The sequence below is a fragment of the Bacteroides faecalis genome, assembly GCF_003865075.1.
Taxonomy (GTDB): Bacteria; Bacteroidota; Bacteroidia; order Bacteroidales; family Bacteroidaceae; genus Bacteroides; species Bacteroides faecalis.
Genome location: NZ_BHWB01000008.1, coordinates 169,442 through 187,293, shown reverse-complemented (window position 1 = coordinate 187,293; position 17,852 = coordinate 169,442). Strand labels below are relative to the sequence as shown.

Genomic DNA, 17,852 nt, shown 5'->3' with positions numbered 1-17,852 from the left:
GAGGAAGTTTGGAACTTAAAATGATTTATTATCGCTTTTATTTCCTATTTTCATTAGTGCAAGTCCGATTACGATCCAGAAGATTTCACGCAAACGGGTGATAAGAGCGGTATATACTCCGTAAGCTCCGGAAAGGGCCAGACCGCTTACAGCAAGGGCAAAGCCTCCTTCACGACCGCCAAGTTGCATCGGCATGAAGAATAGAAGATTGGCAAGCAAGGAAGAAAAAGCCGCAATCAGGATGCAACTGGCAAAGCTGACATTGGTTGTCAATACATTCAGGATAAGCCATATTTCCAGACAACTGACTACACGTGCCATATATTCCAGCAAAAGGGCTGTATAGAAAGTACGTTTCTTTTGTTGATGCAAAAGAGCTATTTGTCGGTCGATATTCTCCAGTTGTTCGTGATGTTTCTCGGCAAAGCGGATAACCCGATGTTTCCAAAAAGGCAAACGGCTTCCCATACGAATGCAAGCTACTGCCATCCCATGTTGATAACCTTTCACAAACAGTACGACAATCAGCAGACAAAATACAGTGATTGCCACAAGTAAAATACCCATTGCCCATCCCACCGGATAAAGACATACATAGAGCAAGACAGAACTCAGCCAAAAGCAAAAATGAGAAAAGATGTGCATCATCACGTAAAGAATCACAGAAGATGTAGCACGCTCTACTCCAATATATGGAGTGAGTTCCATGATACGATATGGCTCGCCACCCATCAGTCCAACAGGGGTTACATAGTTAAGTGCAAACCCAGTAACGGTAAATTTGTAAAGCCGAGCAAAAGAAAATCCCAGCTTACCACCGCTACGAATGATAATGTACCACGATATAGTATTTATCAGGTAGATAAATAACCACAGCAACAGAATCAGAGGTAAATAAATCCCCGCACGTTTCACGTTTTCCCATAACTCCTGATAATTCATATCAAAAGTGAAAACCATTATCAGGACAGCAATTATGCCGAAAGCGAGAAACAAATTACGGTATTTATTCTTCATCTATTGGTCAATAGGTGGTTTCACCACAGATTATTATTTAATGTAATTATAATATCTGTCAAAAAAACGACGGAAGCCGCCTAGTTTCATCAATCCTTTCTCAAAGATCAGAATGCCGAGTAAAGCACAAGATATGCCAAGTAGCACATCAATGATGTAATGATGACAAGAATAAACTGCTGTTCCCCAAATACCGACCATGATAATGGAGAAAAGGGTAATTACATACCATTTACATCTGCGTATGATGGCATAGGCTAACGCTACTACCATGTAAGCCGCATGCAGTGAAGGCACTGCTGCAAACACATTAGCGTTACGTCCATAGATAGAATCGAAAACTGTCAGTCCTGTAAGCGCATCAAAACGACCGAGTCCCGCTACATTACCCGGAGTATTCAAGATCGGTTCGAAACCATAATTGATAGCATACCAAGGTGGAGCAGCCGGATGAATGTAATAGCCGGCAAAGCCTATCAGATTGACCAACAGAAAGACCATTGCAAATCTCAGGTAGACGTTTCTCGACTTCGACAGATACAACCAGATTCCAAATGCAATAGGCACAGGTACCCAGCAGAGATAGAAAATTCCGGCAAAAATATCGGCTATTGCCCAATGATGGGCTGCAAAGTATTCGCAGGGAGTGACAAGCACTCCGCCATCCATCACTCCGAACAGGGATTTCTCTGCATTATACAGCCCTGCCACGTCAATCGGATTCACCTGATAGTTAGGACATATACGCATCCAATCATACGAAATTCCGAAAATAAAGAATGGTAACAATGCTACCGCTAGTTTACGGGTAGGTAATCCCGCAAAGAATAATACAAAGTAGATCGCTGCCATCAACAAGTGTTCAGAACGAAGTCCGATAAACAGACCTGTCAGCAAAAGAAAAAGAGCTAATGCACAGATTACTGTCCAAACCTCTTTCTTTGATGGCATTTTGGTAGATTTTATCATGATTAATTATTTCTTTGGTTCGTTCTGCATCATTACTTTCCGGCAATGATTTACACGCATAAAGGCCGTAATATTAGCAAATAGTGCAACGAATGCTAAAGGAAAGACTAATATCAGAATCGGATCGAAAAGAGTGACACTTTTAAAGATTCCGCAAAACAAAGCTCCCAAACTAGTCAGCACTACTCGTTCCGGACGCTGCATGAAGCCCACTTTACATTCTATCCCCAAACCTTCGGCACGAGCACGCACATAGCTTACCATCAACGAACCGATTAACGCAACAAAAGCAATAACGGAATAGAGAAAATAACCTTCCATCAGCAAGTAATAACAGATACCGAAAAAAGTAACCAGCTCACTGTAACGGTCGAGAACCGAGTCGTAAAGCGCACCGAATGTGGAACTCATATTCCCGACACGTGCCACACGACCGTCCATCATATCGAACAAACCGGCAAACAGTATAATGCCTCCTACCCAACCCAGATATGCGAGTTCACCATGTTCACCATATATGCTGGCATATATCAACACACCTGCGGCAACTACATTCAGTAGAAATCCGGTAGTAGTGATAAAATTGGGAGTAATCCCAATCTTAATCATTCCATGCACTACGGGATTAATGATCTTATAAATCAATTGTTGTAAATAATCTCTGTAATTCATATCTAATTCTTCTGTTTATATTCAATGCTGTTTTTTAAAAAAACCTTTAATGTCCAAATTCCGGTACACAAAGTACCGCTGCATATTGTAATTCCAAAATAACGCAACTATGATTGACACTACAACCTTAGGGATAATAAAAAAGTCACCGAAATGCTGACTGAGCGTATCGCGTACCCAGGGAATTTTCCCGAGCGATTCAGTCAGTGCATACGTCCCCCACGTATTCAGCCAAATACTGCAAAACCATACGATTATAAATTTTACAGCAACGTATATTTTCTTTCCATCTGATTTAAAGGTCCACTTATAATTAATAACGCAATTGACTATTCCTCCGTAGACCGCCCCTGCCAATGTAGCATAGACATAATATACTTCGAATAGTTTAACTAACAAGATAGTCACGAGAAAGTCCGCGATAGTTGCCATCTGGGCAGAAAGCTGTGCCCTCAGAAACATGAAAATACCACCTTTCTGGGAAACCATTCGCGCAAATTTTCTCAGCCAATTACCCATCTTACTCCTATTAATAAGATAAAACTGTATATACCTGCCAGGATATCATCCATCATTACCCCTACTCCTCCTTGAAGACTTTCCATTTTGCGTATCCCCAAAGGTTTAGCTATATCGAAGATCCGGAAAAGACAAAAAGCACCGATCACATACCAGAACCACTGTTCATTAGCAGGAACAGCCAATAACGGAATCCATACACCTACCATCTCATCCACTACTATGCGTGAAGGGTCTTCACCCCAATAGATTTCCAACTTATTGGCAGCCCAAATACCTGCAAAGGTAAAGAGGATGACCAAAGCAGCAGTTACCCACAACAAAATAGAAAAAGGTAGTAAGAAATAAAGGACAATCCAGATAATAGAAGCCAATAATGCCCCAGCTGTACCGGGAGCTACGGGAGAGAATCCTGAGCCAAAGCCTGTGCCTATCAAAACAGGCAGAAAGGGAGGGGTCTTCATTAATTACTAATTACAAATTACTCACTTATTACTAATCACCGACCAACGAGCATAAATTACCTAATAACAGTGCAGAAAATATAAATCATTAGTCGTCAGTTACTTATACGGGATTTCATCAATTGATGTATGCCTTGATTGAAGACAGCAACCTGAGGGTTATGATTAAAAACCAAAAGTTGAGGTTGAGTACCTGTCCCGCCTTACAACAGGGCAAATCTCAATCTCAACTTGGTTATATTGATCTCTTATTATGCTAAATAATCAGGTTCTTTTTCACCGATCATGTTACGCAATGTTTGTTTTACCATTCTCCATTGAGTAAACAAGTCGTGCTCCGGCTGATGTTCGAAATCGTGCATCGGACTCTTACAGAAGAATGACAACCATGTCTGGATACCACACATACCTGCACGCAAAGCCAAGTCACTGAACAATACCAGGTCAAGAGCAATAGGAGCAGCAAGGATAGAATCACGACAAAGGAAGTTTACCTTGATTTCCATCGGGTAGCCCATCCATCCAAAAATGTCAATGTTATCCCATGCTTCTTTATTATCTTTACGAGGAGGATAGTAATTGATACGTACTTTATGGTAAACATCACCATAAAGATCCGGATATTTTTCGGGCTCGAAAATAGTATCGATTACAGAAAGTTTGCTGACTTCTTTTGTCTTGAAGTTGTCCGGATCATCAAGTACCTCGCCGTCACGATTACCCAGAATATTAGTAGAGAACCAACCATTCACACCCAGCATACGAGTTTTGAACATCGGTGCTAATACTGTCTTCATTAATGTCTGACCGCTCTTGAAGTCTTTACCAGAGATAGGCACATTCATCTTCTTAGAGAATTCCCACATTGCCGGAGTATCTACGCACAAGTTAGGAGCACCCATAATAAACGGCGCACCTTCTGCAATAGCAGCGTAAGCATAGCACATACTTGGAGAGATCACAGTTGTATTATCGTCTTTCATTGCTTTTTCCAAAGCGGCAAGTGACTTATGCTCGTCTGACAAAGGAATGTAAATCTCAGTACTTGCAGCCCAAAGCACAGCAACACGATCACACTTATTAGCAACTTTAAAGTTACGGATATCCTGACGGAGTTGTTCTACCATTTCCCAACGGGTAGCAGCTTTCTTAATGTGTGTTCCATTCAGACGTTTTGCCCAGTTGTGGTCGAAAGCAGCAGGCATTGGCTTAATAGCTTCCAACTCTTCTTTTACTCCATTCAGATCTTTTTCTTTCAAGACCTCTGCATACATGGCAGCTTCATATGCGTTATCTGGGAAGATATCCCATCCACCGAAAACAATATCTTTCAAATCAGTCAAAGGCACAACGTCTTTGATGAGTTTCTCTTCGTTGTTTTCCATACGCATCGTAGCAAGCTGTGAAATAGATCCTATCGGTTTTGCCAGTCCCTTACGAGAGGCCAGTGTACCTGTAATCATTGTGGTAGCAACCGCACCACCGACTCCGACAACCAATACGCCAAGACGTCCAGTAGCGGGTTTAATTTCTTGTTTCATTTCTATTCTATTAAAATTAAACTAAAATTGTTGCAAAAATAAGATTAATTAATTACTAAAACGGCTTTTATTTGTCATATATACATTGCAATTAGCAGGATTTAACTTTTAAAAGGTTATGTGGAGACTAATTCTCAAACCTGACTTATCAATATTAGGTGAATCCCTGTATGTTAGCCGCCAGACATAGTCCAGACACAGAACTTTAAATATATTCTCTATGCCAGCTCCGGCTTCTATATAGGGCGTTTTCCCTGTTGAACGAATGTCTGCTATTGGAAAAGTAAACAGTCCGTCACTCATCTCCGGATTGTTTTTATCACTCAGATGACCATATATTCCGCGGCACGAAAGTACTTCTCTCCATTTCACTTTTTTCAGCAACGGAATCCGATTGAATAGCCATCCGTTGAGAAAATAAGTAACATCCCACGAGAAATATTCATTATTCATAAACTCCATCGCATTCATTAATCAATAAGACTCTGGCTGAATAGGTTTGCATTGGGCATAATAAGCAAGAAAAATGGTACTTTATCCCATACTTTCCCCGCTTTCAGGATAACATTTGTTTAACCAAAGACAGAAAATCAAAAGCGTTTCTGAATACCGACTTCTGTATGGTTGTAGATATAGTCACTCCCTAATACACCTTTGCCAGCAATAGTATGAGACAGGGTGAACACTGGAGCATCTAAAGAAACAAGATAACGATTCCAGTGAGTCTGAAAGAATCTCTCATTCGGGGCATAACGTAATTTTACCTCGGCAGTACTCATCGAGAACTTTTTCACTGAGAAATAGCCATCATTCTCTTTCTTTACAAAAGGGATCAGATAAGATGATTCATCGGTTCTTCTCCGGGCTGTCAATTGAAATGAGAAACCGGAATAAAACTCATTGGTATAGGTTATTTCGGCTTGTTGATAGTAGCCGATTCGATCATCTTTTTCACGTTTCAAAGCCAGAAATACATTGTCTTTACCCGTATACAAATAGTTTTAACCATATTGATTAATGTCCGATTCATAGTGCACTTTTAAAGAATGAATTGGAAATTCGTTAGCATATTCCTTTTTTCTTTTTGAAAGAGTATTCTAATTCAGCAAGTCCTTTCAGTCATTCATCTTTAATACCATCCTGTCCTTCTGCTAGTCTAAACTCGACCGTAATGCTCTCATGGTCAAGTAGACGTATCCCGTCTTCTCCCCGTTTGAATTCTTGTTCGAGCAACATATAATCGACGAAGTTCAAATTAATCTTTTTCGGGAAATTGAATACGGTACGCTTGACAAAACAGGTGGAATCAAGGATTACATATAAATGCCCCGTAAAACCGAAAGACTCGGAATTGAAGGGTACAACAGTCAGGTCCGCACAAGGCTCTCCGGCTATTTGCAACGTATCCATTAGATAGTATTTATAAAAGCCTGTACCGATACGTGATAATGGACTAACAAATTTATTGGTGAAGAGCGAGTATTATTATCATATATATATATACGTCTTTGAATGCCTCATTAATGGTTACTTGCATTCCCTGACAGGAAAGAAGTTCATCCACACCCTCTTGCTTACGTCCTTTCACCCATTGCTTTTCTGTACGGGAAGAAATGCTACAGACATTAAAAGAAAGACCGCTAATATCCCTTTAGCTATTAATCTCTTACCTACGTCCTATTGAATTGAACGAGCAAAAGTAGAGGGGATTTTAGAACAAAAAAGGTCTGTTTATAGGAATAACCGTTCTTATTCGCAGGAATTGGGAACGCGTACAGTGAAACGTGTTCCTTTACCAACTTCCGAAGTAACTGAAATTGTTCCTCTCAAACGCTCGACAATAGTCTGACAAATACTTAATCCTAATCCAGCTCCCTGAGTAAAGTTATCGACTTTATAGAAACGTTCGAAAATGTGATCAATTCCCTCCTGAGTAATACCGACACCCGTATCTTCTACAAAAAGAAGTGTATAATTAGGATCTTCATCATCTTCATAGCCGAAAGTAATGAATCCGGATGTCGTAAATTTAGCAGCATTGTTAATCAGGTTATTAATCACTTGTTGCAACCGGACATTGTCTGTCACCAAGTATTTCTTATCTCCTTCAGGTACACGCAATACCAATTCTACTCCCTGAGGCATATTAAGCTGCTGAGAATCATGAACAGTCTTGAGCAATAAAGACAGATTATGACTTGCAAACTGGAATTCCATTGTTCCCGATTCAATACGAGATAAATCAAGAATATCATTTATTAACGCTAACAACAATCCACAATTCTTATTAATAGTAGCAATAAACTGAGCAACTTCCTCCACTGTGAAAGCACTTGTGTCACTCAGCAAATCTGAGAATCCGACAATAGCATTCAACGGAGTACGTATTTCATGACTCATATTGGCTAGGAAAGCTGACTTCAGTTTATCTGCCTGCAGTGCCTTGTCACGCGCCTCTCTCATCTCCTGTTCTGCAGTTTTATATCGCTGAATGCTTTGACATACACCAAGGATATTATATAACGAATCACTCGTTAGTCCTGTTATAACGGAAGAACGGTACTCCCACCACTCATATTCTCCTGTTGCATTACGCTGACGGAAATTCAACCGGGCACAAGTTTCATCTCCTGTCAAGGCTTTATCAAAGATACGACTCATTTCCACCAAATCATCCAGGTGAATCATCTGATCCATCTCATCACGGGAGATAGTAGTAACAGATTCATCATAACCAAAATGCACAAGAAATCCTTGAGGAAAGATGAAAGAATTGGTTGCCACATCAAACTGCCAAGGATAAATAAAACTTTCCTCTAACGCCATATCAAAGAAACGTTTCTGCATCTCTTCATCAGAAACATTACGCGCTGATAAAGCCATACCTGTTATTTGCCCCTTTGAATGAATCGGAACTATTTCGCCGGAAACAGGGAAGTAGTTTTCACTATGTACTTCCTTCATAAAAGCTCCCTTAGGGATCACAACTCTATTTCCAGTAGTTGCTACCTCATTTAGCATGTCACGTAATATCTCCTCACCGTTATAGAATATCTTAAAAATACTTCCAGCCGGCATTCCTTCGTAAGGGCGTGCAGGAGTATCGTAAGGCAAATGAAGCATCTTTAACAAAGATCGATTTGTGAAATGAATATTCAAATCGATATCATAAGTAATAACACCATCACGAATGGAATGGAAGATGTTATCAAACTCATTACGCTGTTCCACCATCTTATTCTGTACTAGCAAGCGTGTCTGAGCATGTATTCTTCGCCTAGACTCCCGACGATTAACACGTACCAGCCATACTACCGAACCAATCAATAAGACCAGAATAGATGAATAAAATAGAATAAATAAGAATTTATACTTTTCCCAATAAGGTTGATTGACGATAATTCCACCGGCAGGAATTCTACTTTGATTGACATGAAAATATTCCAACTGACGATAATCATAGATAAATTCCTGATCAAGTTCTGATATTCCCAATACAGAAGGGGATGTTCCTTGCAACACTTGAGACGCTCTCTGACCTGCCAGATGTGCAGACGCAAAGGCATCAGCATCATAAGCCACAAATACTCCATTTGTGAGTCCTATATTCTGGCAAGAAAAGACCGGAGCTTTAGAGTTCTTTCCCACAAAAGATAGAAAAGGAGACCATTTAGGAGCTATTACGATACTGTTATAACTATTTCGGGGGTAACAAATGGTAGTAATAATATGATTAGTAGTTTCCTGCTGAGTATTATAGATTTTCATCTTATAATCTGGATTCTCTTTATGGAAAATCTCCCATTCGTTCTTAAAATCCTCACGCCCCTTGTTACTAAGGAAACTATTATCTATCACGCAAACAACGTCCTTGCGTTGTGGAAATATCTTTTTTGCCTGACGCAACATAACTGCAAAATCTGGATTGGAAGTATATCCACACACATTAGAATAATTCGCGATTAATTGGTCATCAGGATATTTAATTCCGAAAAACACAACAGGAATCTGCATCGGTAAAGAATCACCGCAAGAAAACAGCGTATAAAAAGCCTCATCGCTAGAAGTTATAATCAAATCAGTTTGCCTTTCACGCGCACGTTGGCAAAAACGGCGCATTATCACTTTCTCCGATTTGAATGCCCAAAAATCTGCATCCAAATATTCAGTTGTAATTTCTACTTTCAATCCACTATCCTTAAATCCTTTGGCCAAACCGCTAGTAAGATCAGCATGCCAAGGAGTCTGAGAGGTATATGATTGAATAAATAATATCTTATATGTGTGTTCAGCAGCAAAAACTCGATTAAAAATAATAATAGAGAGCAAAACTACAAACAAACAATAATATCGTCGGTTCATAAGCAAAACTGCATTGTTTCAACATTGTGCATGCAAATATACGTTATTATATTGAAAACGATGCAAATAGGCTTTTATTTTTTATTCCTTGCCTGGCAACTGTGTTTGTGGCCCTTTAGATACCTCTGAGGTCGGATTTAAATTGTTTCCCCAGTGAGTCGTTGCTTCAACTGCTTCTCTGTCACGAATTTCTTTAGCTTTACGTGCATAGACAATCATACGCATGGATTGATCATAGGTAAAGTAGTTCCATACCCAATTGAGCAATACTACTACTTTATTACGAACTCCAAGGATAGAACGCAAATGAACTACCAGCCACATCACCCAAGCAAACCAACCTTGCATCTTCACTTTATTGAATTCCGCCACAGCACGATTACGTCCAACGGTTGCCATTGCTCCTAAGTTTCGGTAATGAAAAGGTTTCATCTCCTTTCCTTTTTCCAGACGAATCAGATTCTTAGCTAACAGTTCTCCCTGTTGGATAGCTACCTGTGCCAATTGAGGATGCCCATTCGGATAATTTTTATCAGCAAATTGTACACATTGGTCACCAATAGCAAACACATTTCTCATTCCTTCCACCCGGTTAAATGCATCTACCTTAATTCTACCACCACGACCGATTATAGAGGTATCCATATTACCGATAGCAACTCCGGTAACACCACTCACCCAAATGAATGTACGTGTAGCAATTTCACTTCCATCTTCGAGCATGACTTTATGATCACGATAATCAACAACTCGTTTATTTAAAAAAATATTGACTCCCATTTCGCGAAGAAATTGTTCTGCATGAGCTGATGAATCTTCGGACATTCCGGCTAACAGACGTGGTCCTGCCTCAATCAGATAGATGTGCATCAAGCTACTTGGCATATCTGGATAGTCATTCGGAAGTACAAACCTTTTCATTTCAGAAAGTACACCCGCTATTTCTACTCCAGTAGCTCCACCTCCTACCACAACGACATTCAATAATTCTTGTTGTTCTTGCTTATTTGAGCAGGTAACAGCACGTTCCAAATTAGCCAACAAAGCATTTCGTAAGCCCATCGCTTCAGATACATTTTTCATCGGCATGGCCTCTTCTTCGATATGTTTATTACCAAAAAAATTAGTAGTAGTACCTGCGGCAAGCACCAGATAGTCGTACTCTGCTTTCCCAATAGAAGTTTGTATCATGTTTCGCTCAGGATAAATAGCACGAACTTCCGCCATACGGAAATAAAAATCTTTCCGATGTTGGAATATCTTGCGGAAAGGGAAAGAGATGGAAGTAGGTTCCATACCAGCCGAAGCTACTTGATAGATTAATGGAGGAAACTGATGATAGTTATTCTTATCAATCAATACGACCTGAAAGCCTGATTTTCTGAGCTTATTAGCCAGTTTCAGGCCACCGAAACCACCGCCTACTATAACAACGCGTTTCTTATTTGTTTTTGCAATGTTGAGACTCATACCTTAATCATGTTTTATTCATTCAATAACAAATAAGGTATACTTTTAGTTTACTGATAGATCATGAATATTTTTTGTCTCACTCAAACTACATTTTCTCTACTAATATACGTTACATTAACGAAGACGCAGACGATCTCCTACCTCAGGAATATATTCACCATCCTTACGATTCATCTTATACAGATTCTTCAAACGAATAGCGAACTTCTGAGAAATGCCATGCATAGAATCACCGTCTTTTACTATATATACGGTATATGGTTTGGAAGCTTTCTTCTTTTTACTCTTCAAATAAATAATATCCCCTTCCATCAATGTATAATCACGCTGCAGATCATTATACTTCACAAGTTTACGCCAACTGATATCGAACTCTTTATCCAAGCTCTTAAATGTATCACCATTACGTGCTATTATATAAGCAATGCCATTCGCAATATACACCTGATGCGGGTTCAACAACCAAGGCTCTTTTTTCAATTTACGCTCTGAATAGACTCCCTTAGTATCGTATTTGTACAAGGCATAGTCTTCGATGATTGTTATCAAACGGTTAGCGTAAGAAGGATCGGTCGCATATCCCGCCTTCTTCAGTCCACGAGCCCAGCCTCTATAATCTGTGATATTAAGTTTGAAGAGAAAGGCATAACGGGCTCCGCGTCTTAGGAAATCGGAATGGTCTTCATAAGAATCACGCGGATGCTTATAAGCACGAAAACATTCATTACGTGCATCATCATCGTGACGAACTGAACGTCCTCTCCAACTACTACCGCACTTAATTCCAAAATGGTTGTTACTTTTACGGGCAAGCTCACTATATCCGGCTCCACTTTCCAGAAGTCCTTGTGCCAATGTGATACTAGCAGGAATCTTATAGAGTTTCATCTGCTCCACAGCCAAATCGCTATACTTATTTATATATTCTACATAACGGGAATTTCGTCGTTGTGCCTGTACTCCTATGGCAAAGAATAAAATAACCGTTAAAAAAACAAGTCTATACAGTTTATTCTCCATTTTTATTCTAATAGTGGATTACAAGGCACAAAAATCCGAAAAATAATTGGGATTACCAATCTCTTTTCTAACTTTGTAACATTAATTGTAGAAACTAATTCCCCAGTCGATATGAAAGACCTTCAAATAACTGCTATTATCAAAGTATATCAGTACGATGAACTGAATGCAGACGACCAAAAGCTAATAAAAACAGCTATGGAAGCAACTGCCCGCAGTTATGCTCCCTACTCTCATTTTTCAGTGGGAGTTGCAGCATTGCTGAATAACGGAACAATAGTAACCGGCACCAATCAGGAGAATGCTGCATACCCATCGGGGTTATGTGCAGAACGTACTACTCTGTTTTACGCTAATTCACAATATCCTGACCAAGCGGTAAAGGTACTTGCCGTTGCCGCAAAAACAGAAAAAGACTTTATCCAAACACCGATTCCACCATGTGGTGCTTGCCGACAGGTAATTCTGGAAACAGAAAAACGTTATGGGCAACCTATCCGTATTTTGTTATACGGTAAAGAATGTATCTACGAAGTAAAAAGCATTTGCGACTTACTTCCATTATCATTTGACGCATCAGCTATGGAGGAATAAATATGCTACAACAGTATCACACCAAACTAAAAGGAACACTCGCACTCACAGATTCTTATTTGATGGAAAAAGCTCTTCAAAAGAAAAAGGGCTTTATAAGTTCATCTGGGTACGTAAAGGAAGTATCACTGTGGAAATTGACCACCAAGAGATGTTAATCTCAGAAAATGATGTAATTTCATTGACTCACCTGCAACATCTTGAATTCAAATCTATTGACGGAGAATATCTGACTTTATTATTTAATAGTAATTTCTATTGTATCTACGGCAATGATCATGAAGTATCGTGCAGCGGTTTCCTTTTCAACGGCTCTTCACATCTTATCCGTTTTACTCTGAATGAAAAAGAATGCCAGCAATTGAATGACATCACTACGGCTATGGAAAGTGAATTCACAGTTTCCGACAGTCTTCAGGAAGAAATGCTACGTATCCTGCTGAAACGGTTTATCATCCAATGTACCCGCATTGCTCGGCAACGGTTAGATATCACGCGAGAGAAAGAATCCAGTTTTGAGATAGTACGCCAATACTATAATTTAGTAGATGAGCATTATCGGACTAAAAAACAGGTACAAGATTATGCAGATATGTTACATAAGTCTCCCAAGACGCTTTCCAACATATTTTCGACTTGCAAACTGCCATCTCCACTGAGAGTTATCCACGAAAGAGTGGAAGCTGAAGCCAAACGTTTGCTACTTTACAGTAACAGAAGTGTCAAAGAAATTGCTGATATTTTAGGCTTTGAAGACCAGGCTTCTTTCAGCCGTTTTTTCAAAAATATGACAGGACAACGTGCTGTACAATTCAGAAATGAGACTGAAAGGAAGAATTGATAAGTAAAACGGAAGTATTGCCATTGGGCTATTATGGGAAAAGCACGATCTTTGCAATGTAGGTTAAACTCATAAAAACTCAATTAAGATGAAAGAAAAATTTACCACATTACTTACCTTTACTTCAGGTCTTCAGAATTTTGGAATCAAGTTTATCCGTATCGCTATTTTGGTTGTATTCGTTTGGATCGGCGGATTAAAATATTTCCATTATGAAGCTGACGGTATTGTACCGTTTGTTGCCAACAGCCCATTTATGAGCTTTTTCTATGCCAAAGAAGCACCCGAATACAAAGAGTTTAAGAATCCGGAAGGAGCTCTTGTTCCGGAACACAGAGCATGGCATGAAGCCAATCATACTTATATCTTCTCTTATGGATTAGGAGCACTAATTATGAGTATCGGTGTTCTTGTTTTTCTAGGTATTTTCTTCCCGAGAATTGGACTGATAGGTGATACACTAGCTATTATCATGACGCTTGGTACACTTTCCTTCCTTGTCACTACGCCGGAAGTCTGGGTACCTAATCTTGGGGGTGATGAATTCGGTTTCCCATTACTGTCCGGTGCCGGGAGATTGGTGATTAAAGATATCGTAATTCTCGCTGGAGTAGTCGTATTACTTTCCAATTCGTCACAACGCGTACTCAAAACGCTTAAAAACGTATAAGTAGCCTTTCGCAACATAAACAAATATTCTCTTCTGCTGTTTATATGGCTGAGTATAAACAGTTAAAGAGAATAATTTATGAAACAATATGATGCAATAATTATAGGATTCGGCAAAGCAGGCAAAGTTCTTGCTGCCGAACTTTCAAACCGAGGATGGAAAGTTGCCATCGTAGAGCGTTCCAAGGCAATGTACGGAGGAAGTTGCCCCAATATAGCTTGTATTCCTACAAAGGCTCTGATACATGAAGCTGAGATTTCCAGTCTATTTTTTCGTGAAGACTATCCTAAACAGGCAAATATGTATAAACAAGCAATATCCCGCAAGAATAAACTAACTTCGTTCTTACGGGATAGCAACTATGAAAAGCTGGGTAAACGTCCTAATGTTACGATTTATACAGGCGTAGGTTCATTCACATCGGCCAATACGATCAAAGTTGTTCTACCTGACGGAGATATTGAACTGCAGGGTAAAGAAATCTTTATCAATACTGGTTCTATACCTATAATTCCAGCAATAGATGGAATCAAACAAAGCCAAAAAGTGTACACAAGTGCAACAATGTTGGAAGTAGATTTATTGCCTAAACATTTAATTATCGTTGGTGGAGGCTATATCGGACTGGAATTTGCTTCCATGTATGCAGGATTCGGCAGTAAAGTCACAGTACTTGAAGGAGGAAGTAAGTTTATGCCTAATGAAGATCGTGATATTGCCAACAGTGTGAAAGATGTCATGGAAAAGAAAGGAATTGAAATCCGCTTGAATTCGCGTGCGCAATCCATTCATGACACGAATGACGGAGTAACGCTAACGTATTCCGATGTTTCTGACGGTACTCCTTATTTTATAGATGGGGACGCTATCCTGATAGCAACGGGACGCAAACCGATGATCAAAGACCTGAACCTTTCGGTAGCAGGTGTAACAGTAGATGTTCATGGGGCTATTGCTGTCAGTGACCAACTCCGTACCAATGTTCCTCATATATGGGCAATGGGTGATGTAAAAGGAGGACCGCAATTTACGTATCTCTCTTTGGATGATTTCCGGATTATTCGTGATCAGCTTTTTGGAGATAAAAAACGGGATATTGGTGATAGAACTCCTGTTCCTTATGCAGTATTTATTGATCCACCATTGGCGCACATTGGACTTACCGAAGAGGAAGCACTAAAAAGAGGTTACTCTATCAAGGTTTCGCGATTACCGGCAACGGCTGTGGTACGTTCACGTACTTTGCAACAGGTAGATGGTATGTTGAAAGCAATTGTAAACAATCATAGTGGAAAGATAATGGGATGTACTTTGTTTTGCACAAATGCATCGGAAATAATCAATATCGTGACAATAGCAATGAAAACCGGGCAGCATTATACTTTCCTTCGCGACTTTATCTTCACACATCCAAGTATGAGTGAGGGATTAAATGAGCTGTTTGATGTATAAAGTCTATTTAAAAGAGCTACATATTTTAAAAACAAGGAGTTGTTTTTATTAAATTAAAAGCTGCATTTGCAGTAAACAGAGACTGTATTTATAGCAAACAGAAGCTGTAAATGAAAAGAATAGAGGTTGCGTTTATTTCAAGCTCAACCTCTGTTTGATTTTTCAAATATTACTTATTCACTTTTCCTAGCTCAATATTCTGAGGATTTATCTTCTAAGTTGGACACACTTATATTTTTGATAAAAGAAACACGATCATATTGATAGAAAGTATTATCTTTGCACACAAATTAAACTTCATCATTACTCCCATGAGAATATCTAAGTAAGACAACACCTTCTTTAAACATCACTTTTTTTAATATGCTTTTTCATTGTTAAGCATCACGAAATTCGTGTTGTTTAGCTTATATTGTGTTTGTCATTCCCTTCCTTCCTGTGATTCATTTTCACTAGTTTTCCAACTTCAAACTCAATAGTTTATTATTATGCCTATCAGTATTCAACAAATTAGTTATATCCATCCGGATAAAGAAATATTATTCAGCGATCTCAATTTTTCAATCAGTAAAGGACAAAGGTTAGGACTTGTTGGCAATAACGGTTGTGGAAAATCTACCCTAATGCAAATCATTGCCGGACAATTATCTCCATCCAACGGTACTGTGGTCCGCCCAGATGACATTTATTATATTCCGCAACATTTCGGACAGTATGATTCATTAACCATTGCTCAAGCACTTCGGATAGACCGAAAACAACAAGCTTTACACGCTATCTTAGCTGGAGATGCTTCTAATGAAAATTTCATGATCTTAAACGATGACTGGAATATTGAAGAACGTTCTATGGCCGCACTGGACACATGGGGATTAGGAGAGTTTACTTTATCTTATCCAATATATCTGCTTAGTGGCGGAGAAAAGACACGCGTATTTCTGGCAGGAACAGTTATTCATAATCCATCTGTAGTACTAATGGATGAACCAACCAATCATCTTGATTTATCAGGTAGAAAACGTTTATACGGTTGGGTAGAAAAATGTCATTCTACTCTGTTAGTAGTAAGTCACGATCGTACGTTACTTGATCTTCTTCCGGAAATCTGCGAATTGGAGAAACATCAGATTACTTACTACGGAGGGAATTATGAATTTTACAAAAAGCAGAAAATGATCATGCAACAAGCTTTGCAACAACGTATTGAAGAAAAAGATAAAGCCCTCAAATTAGCACAAAAGATTTCGCGTGAGACAGCCGAACGAAGAGATAAACAGAATGTACATGGTGAAAAAGCCAATATTAAAAAAGGTGTCCCGCGTATCATATTGAATGCTCTTCAAAGTAAGTCTGAACAAAGTACAAGCAAACTGAGTAGTATCCATCAGGAGAAAACCGAAAAATTAGTAAATGAACGTAATCAACTTCGGAGCTCGCTCTCATCTGTTACAACATTGAAAACAGATTTCAACAGTTCTCCCTTACATAGAGGAAAAATATTAGTAACAGCAAAAGAGATCAATTTCAGTTATCAAAATGACTGGAATACTAATACAGATCGAAGTACCGATAATTACTCCGATCCGAATCAACCAAAGAATTTTCTCTGGCAATCTCCCATCAGCTTCCAAATAAGAAGCGGTGACCGTATTACGATCGAAGGTAATAATGGAAGCGGAAAAACAACTCTATTGAAGTTAATTACCGGACAAATTCAACCGCTTACGGGAAGTCTGTTCAAAGCCGAGTTTACATATATCTACCTGAATCAGGAATATTCTATTATTGATGACCGTAAAAGTATTTTAGAACAAGCATATATCTTTAATACCCGTAATCTTCCGGAACATGAATTGAAAACCATTCTAAATCGGTATCTATTTCCTGCAACAGTTTGGGAGAAACCCTGCAAAAAACTTAGTGGTGGAGAGAAAATGAGACTTGCTTTTTGTTCCTTAATGATTAATAACAATACACCGGATATGTTTATTCTGGATGAACCGACCAATAATTTGGATATACAAAGTATCGATATCATTACTTCAACGATTAAGAACTATGCAGGAACTGTTATCGCTATTTCCCACGATAGTTATTTTATCAAGGAGATCGGGATAAAACAACGAATATTATTAGAGTAATCCACTGATATTTTACTCTACAAGTTTAAATATCAAATCAGTTTTTTATAACTTCGCGGCGTGAAAGAATATCCACAAAAACATTCGTGGAAAATACCATGAAGAAAATTTTTGAAA

At 39.0% G+C, this 17,852-nt stretch carries 13 protein-coding genes and 2 pseudogenes; 5 read left to right on the top strand and 10 right to left on the bottom strand.

All coding sequences use genetic code 11. The features are described from left to right. Positions 1-15 precede the first annotated feature (15 nt). The 10 genes and pseudogenes from EJF25_RS14665 to EJF25_RS14620 all read right to left on the bottom strand — a co-directional run bounded on the left by EJF25_RS14665 (position 16) and on the right by EJF25_RS14620 (position 12,037). A complete protein-coding gene (locus tag EJF25_RS14665; protein ID WP_125041793.1) occupies positions 16-1,017 on the bottom strand; it encodes a lysylphosphatidylglycerol synthase transmembrane domain-containing protein in 1,002 nt (333 codons plus the stop codon). Positions 1,018-1,050: 33 nt separating this feature from the next. Further along, the gene (locus tag EJF25_RS14660) at positions 1,051-1,968 is read right to left on the bottom strand and encodes a phosphoinositol dihydroceramide synthase (protein WP_125041854.1); all 918 of its coding nucleotides are present in this window, start codon (positions 1,966-1,968) and stop codon (positions 1,051-1,053) included. Positions 1,969-1,992: 24 nt separating this feature from the next. Continuing rightward, a complete protein-coding gene (locus EJF25_RS14655; RefSeq protein ID WP_125041792.1) occupies positions 1,993-2,658 on the bottom strand; it encodes a CDP-alcohol phosphatidyltransferase family protein in 666 nt (221 codons plus the stop codon). Between the two features lie 21 nt (positions 2,659-2,679). Further along, positions 2,680-3,147 carry a GtrA family protein gene (locus EJF25_RS14650; RefSeq protein WP_125041853.1) on the bottom strand — a complete coding sequence of 156 codons (468 nt, stop codon included), beginning with the start codon at positions 3,145-3,147 and terminating at the stop codon, positions 2,680-2,682. Positions 3,148-3,161: 14 nt separating this feature from the next. Next, on the bottom strand, positions 3,162-3,641 hold the full coding sequence (locus EJF25_RS14645) for a phosphatidylglycerophosphatase A family protein (protein WP_125041791.1): 480 nt from the start codon (positions 3,639-3,641) through the stop codon (positions 3,162-3,164). 251 nt (positions 3,642-3,892) lie between these two features. After that, on the bottom strand, positions 3,893-5,182 hold the full coding sequence (locus EJF25_RS14640) for an inositol-3-phosphate synthase (protein ID WP_125041790.1): 1,290 nt from the start codon (positions 5,180-5,182) through the stop codon (positions 3,893-3,895). A gap of 108 nt (positions 5,183-5,290) precedes the next feature. Next, positions 5,291-6,794 (bottom strand): annotated as a pseudogene (locus EJF25_RS14635) (DUF5686 family protein); the annotation flags it as partial. A 137-nt stretch (positions 6,795-6,931) separates the two neighbouring features. Continuing rightward, on the bottom strand, positions 6,932-9,544 hold the full coding sequence (locus EJF25_RS14630; protein WP_125041789.1) for a sensor histidine kinase: 2,613 nt from the start codon (positions 9,542-9,544) through the stop codon (positions 6,932-6,934). An 81-nt stretch (positions 9,545-9,625) separates the two neighbouring features. Then, on the bottom strand, positions 9,626-11,014 hold the full coding sequence (locus EJF25_RS14625) for an NAD(P)/FAD-dependent oxidoreductase (RefSeq protein ID WP_125041788.1): 1,389 nt from the start codon (positions 11,012-11,014) through the stop codon (positions 9,626-9,628). Between the two features lie 117 nt (positions 11,015-11,131). Then, a complete protein-coding gene (locus EJF25_RS14620) occupies positions 11,132-12,037 on the bottom strand; it encodes a glucosaminidase domain-containing protein (RefSeq protein WP_125041787.1) in 906 nt (301 codons plus the stop codon). Positions 12,038-12,148: 111 nt separating this feature from the next. On the opposite strand from EJF25_RS14620, the gene cdd reads away from it, so the two are divergent. The 5 genes and pseudogenes from cdd (at position 12,149) to EJF25_RS14595 (ending at position 17,735) form a co-directional block, all read left to right on the top strand. Next, a complete protein-coding gene (gene cdd / locus EJF25_RS14615) occupies positions 12,149-12,631 on the top strand; it encodes a cytidine deaminase (protein WP_125041786.1) in 483 nt (160 codons plus the stop codon). 2 nt (positions 12,632-12,633) lie between these two features. After that, positions 12,634-13,472 (top strand): annotated as a pseudogene (locus EJF25_RS14610) (AraC family transcriptional regulator). An 88-nt stretch (positions 13,473-13,560) separates the two neighbouring features. Beyond that, positions 13,561-14,142 (top strand): DUF417 family protein, encoded by a 582-nt coding sequence (locus EJF25_RS14605; RefSeq protein ID WP_125041785.1) that lies wholly within the window; start codon positions 13,561-13,563, stop codon positions 14,140-14,142. Positions 14,143-14,220: 78 nt separating this feature from the next. Further along, positions 14,221-15,594 carry an FAD-dependent oxidoreductase gene (locus tag EJF25_RS14600; RefSeq protein WP_125041784.1) on the top strand — a complete coding sequence of 458 codons (1,374 nt, stop codon included), beginning with the start codon at positions 14,221-14,223 and terminating at the stop codon, positions 15,592-15,594. Between the two features lie 488 nt (positions 15,595-16,082). Then, positions 16,083-17,735 carry an ABC-F family ATP-binding cassette domain-containing protein gene (locus tag EJF25_RS14595; RefSeq protein WP_125041783.1) on the top strand — a complete coding sequence of 551 codons (1,653 nt, stop codon included), beginning with the start codon at positions 16,083-16,085 and terminating at the stop codon, positions 17,733-17,735. Positions 17,736-17,852 lie beyond the last annotated feature (117 nt).

What these genes read in the sequence shown, in the direction of transcription:
- EJF25_RS14665 (WP_125041793.1), bottom strand. Translation starts at nt 1,017, where the DNA reads ATGAAGAATAAATACCGTAATTTGTTTCTCGCTTTCGGCATAATTGCT.
- EJF25_RS14660 (WP_125041854.1), bottom strand. Translation starts at nt 1,968, where the DNA reads ATGCCATCAAAGAAAGAGGTTTGGACAGTAATCTGTGCATTAGCTCTT.
- EJF25_RS14655 (WP_125041792.1), bottom strand. Translation starts at nt 2,658, where the DNA reads ATGAATTACAGAGATTATTTACAACAATTGATTTATAAGATCATTAAT.
- EJF25_RS14650 (WP_125041853.1), bottom strand. Translation starts at nt 3,147, where the DNA reads ATGGTTTCCCAGAAAGGTGGTATTTTCATGTTTCTGAGGGCACAGCTT.
- EJF25_RS14645 (WP_125041791.1), bottom strand. Translation starts at nt 3,641, where the DNA reads ATGAAGACCCCTCCCTTTCTGCCTGTTTTGATAGGCACAGGCTTTGGC.
- EJF25_RS14640 (WP_125041790.1), bottom strand. Translation starts at nt 5,182, where the DNA reads ATGAAACAAGAAATTAAACCCGCTACTGGACGTCTTGGCGTATTGGTT.
- EJF25_RS14630 (WP_125041789.1), bottom strand. Translation starts at nt 9,544, where the DNA reads ATGAACCGACGATATTATTGTTTGTTTGTAGTTTTGCTCTCTATTATT.
- EJF25_RS14625 (WP_125041788.1), bottom strand. Translation starts at nt 11,014, where the DNA reads ATGAGTCTCAACATTGCAAAAACAAATAAGAAACGCGTTGTTATAGTA.
- EJF25_RS14620 (WP_125041787.1), bottom strand. Translation starts at nt 12,037, where the DNA reads ATGGAGAATAAACTGTATAGACTTGTTTTTTTAACGGTTATTTTATTC.
- cdd (WP_125041786.1), top strand. Translation starts at nt 12,149, where the DNA reads ATGAAAGACCTTCAAATAACTGCTATTATCAAAGTATATCAGTACGAT.
- EJF25_RS14605 (WP_125041785.1), top strand. Translation starts at nt 13,561, where the DNA reads ATGAAAGAAAAATTTACCACATTACTTACCTTTACTTCAGGTCTTCAG.
- EJF25_RS14600 (WP_125041784.1), top strand. Translation starts at nt 14,221, where the DNA reads ATGAAACAATATGATGCAATAATTATAGGATTCGGCAAAGCAGGCAAA.
- EJF25_RS14595 (WP_125041783.1), top strand. Translation starts at nt 16,083, where the DNA reads ATGCCTATCAGTATTCAACAAATTAGTTATATCCATCCGGATAAAGAA.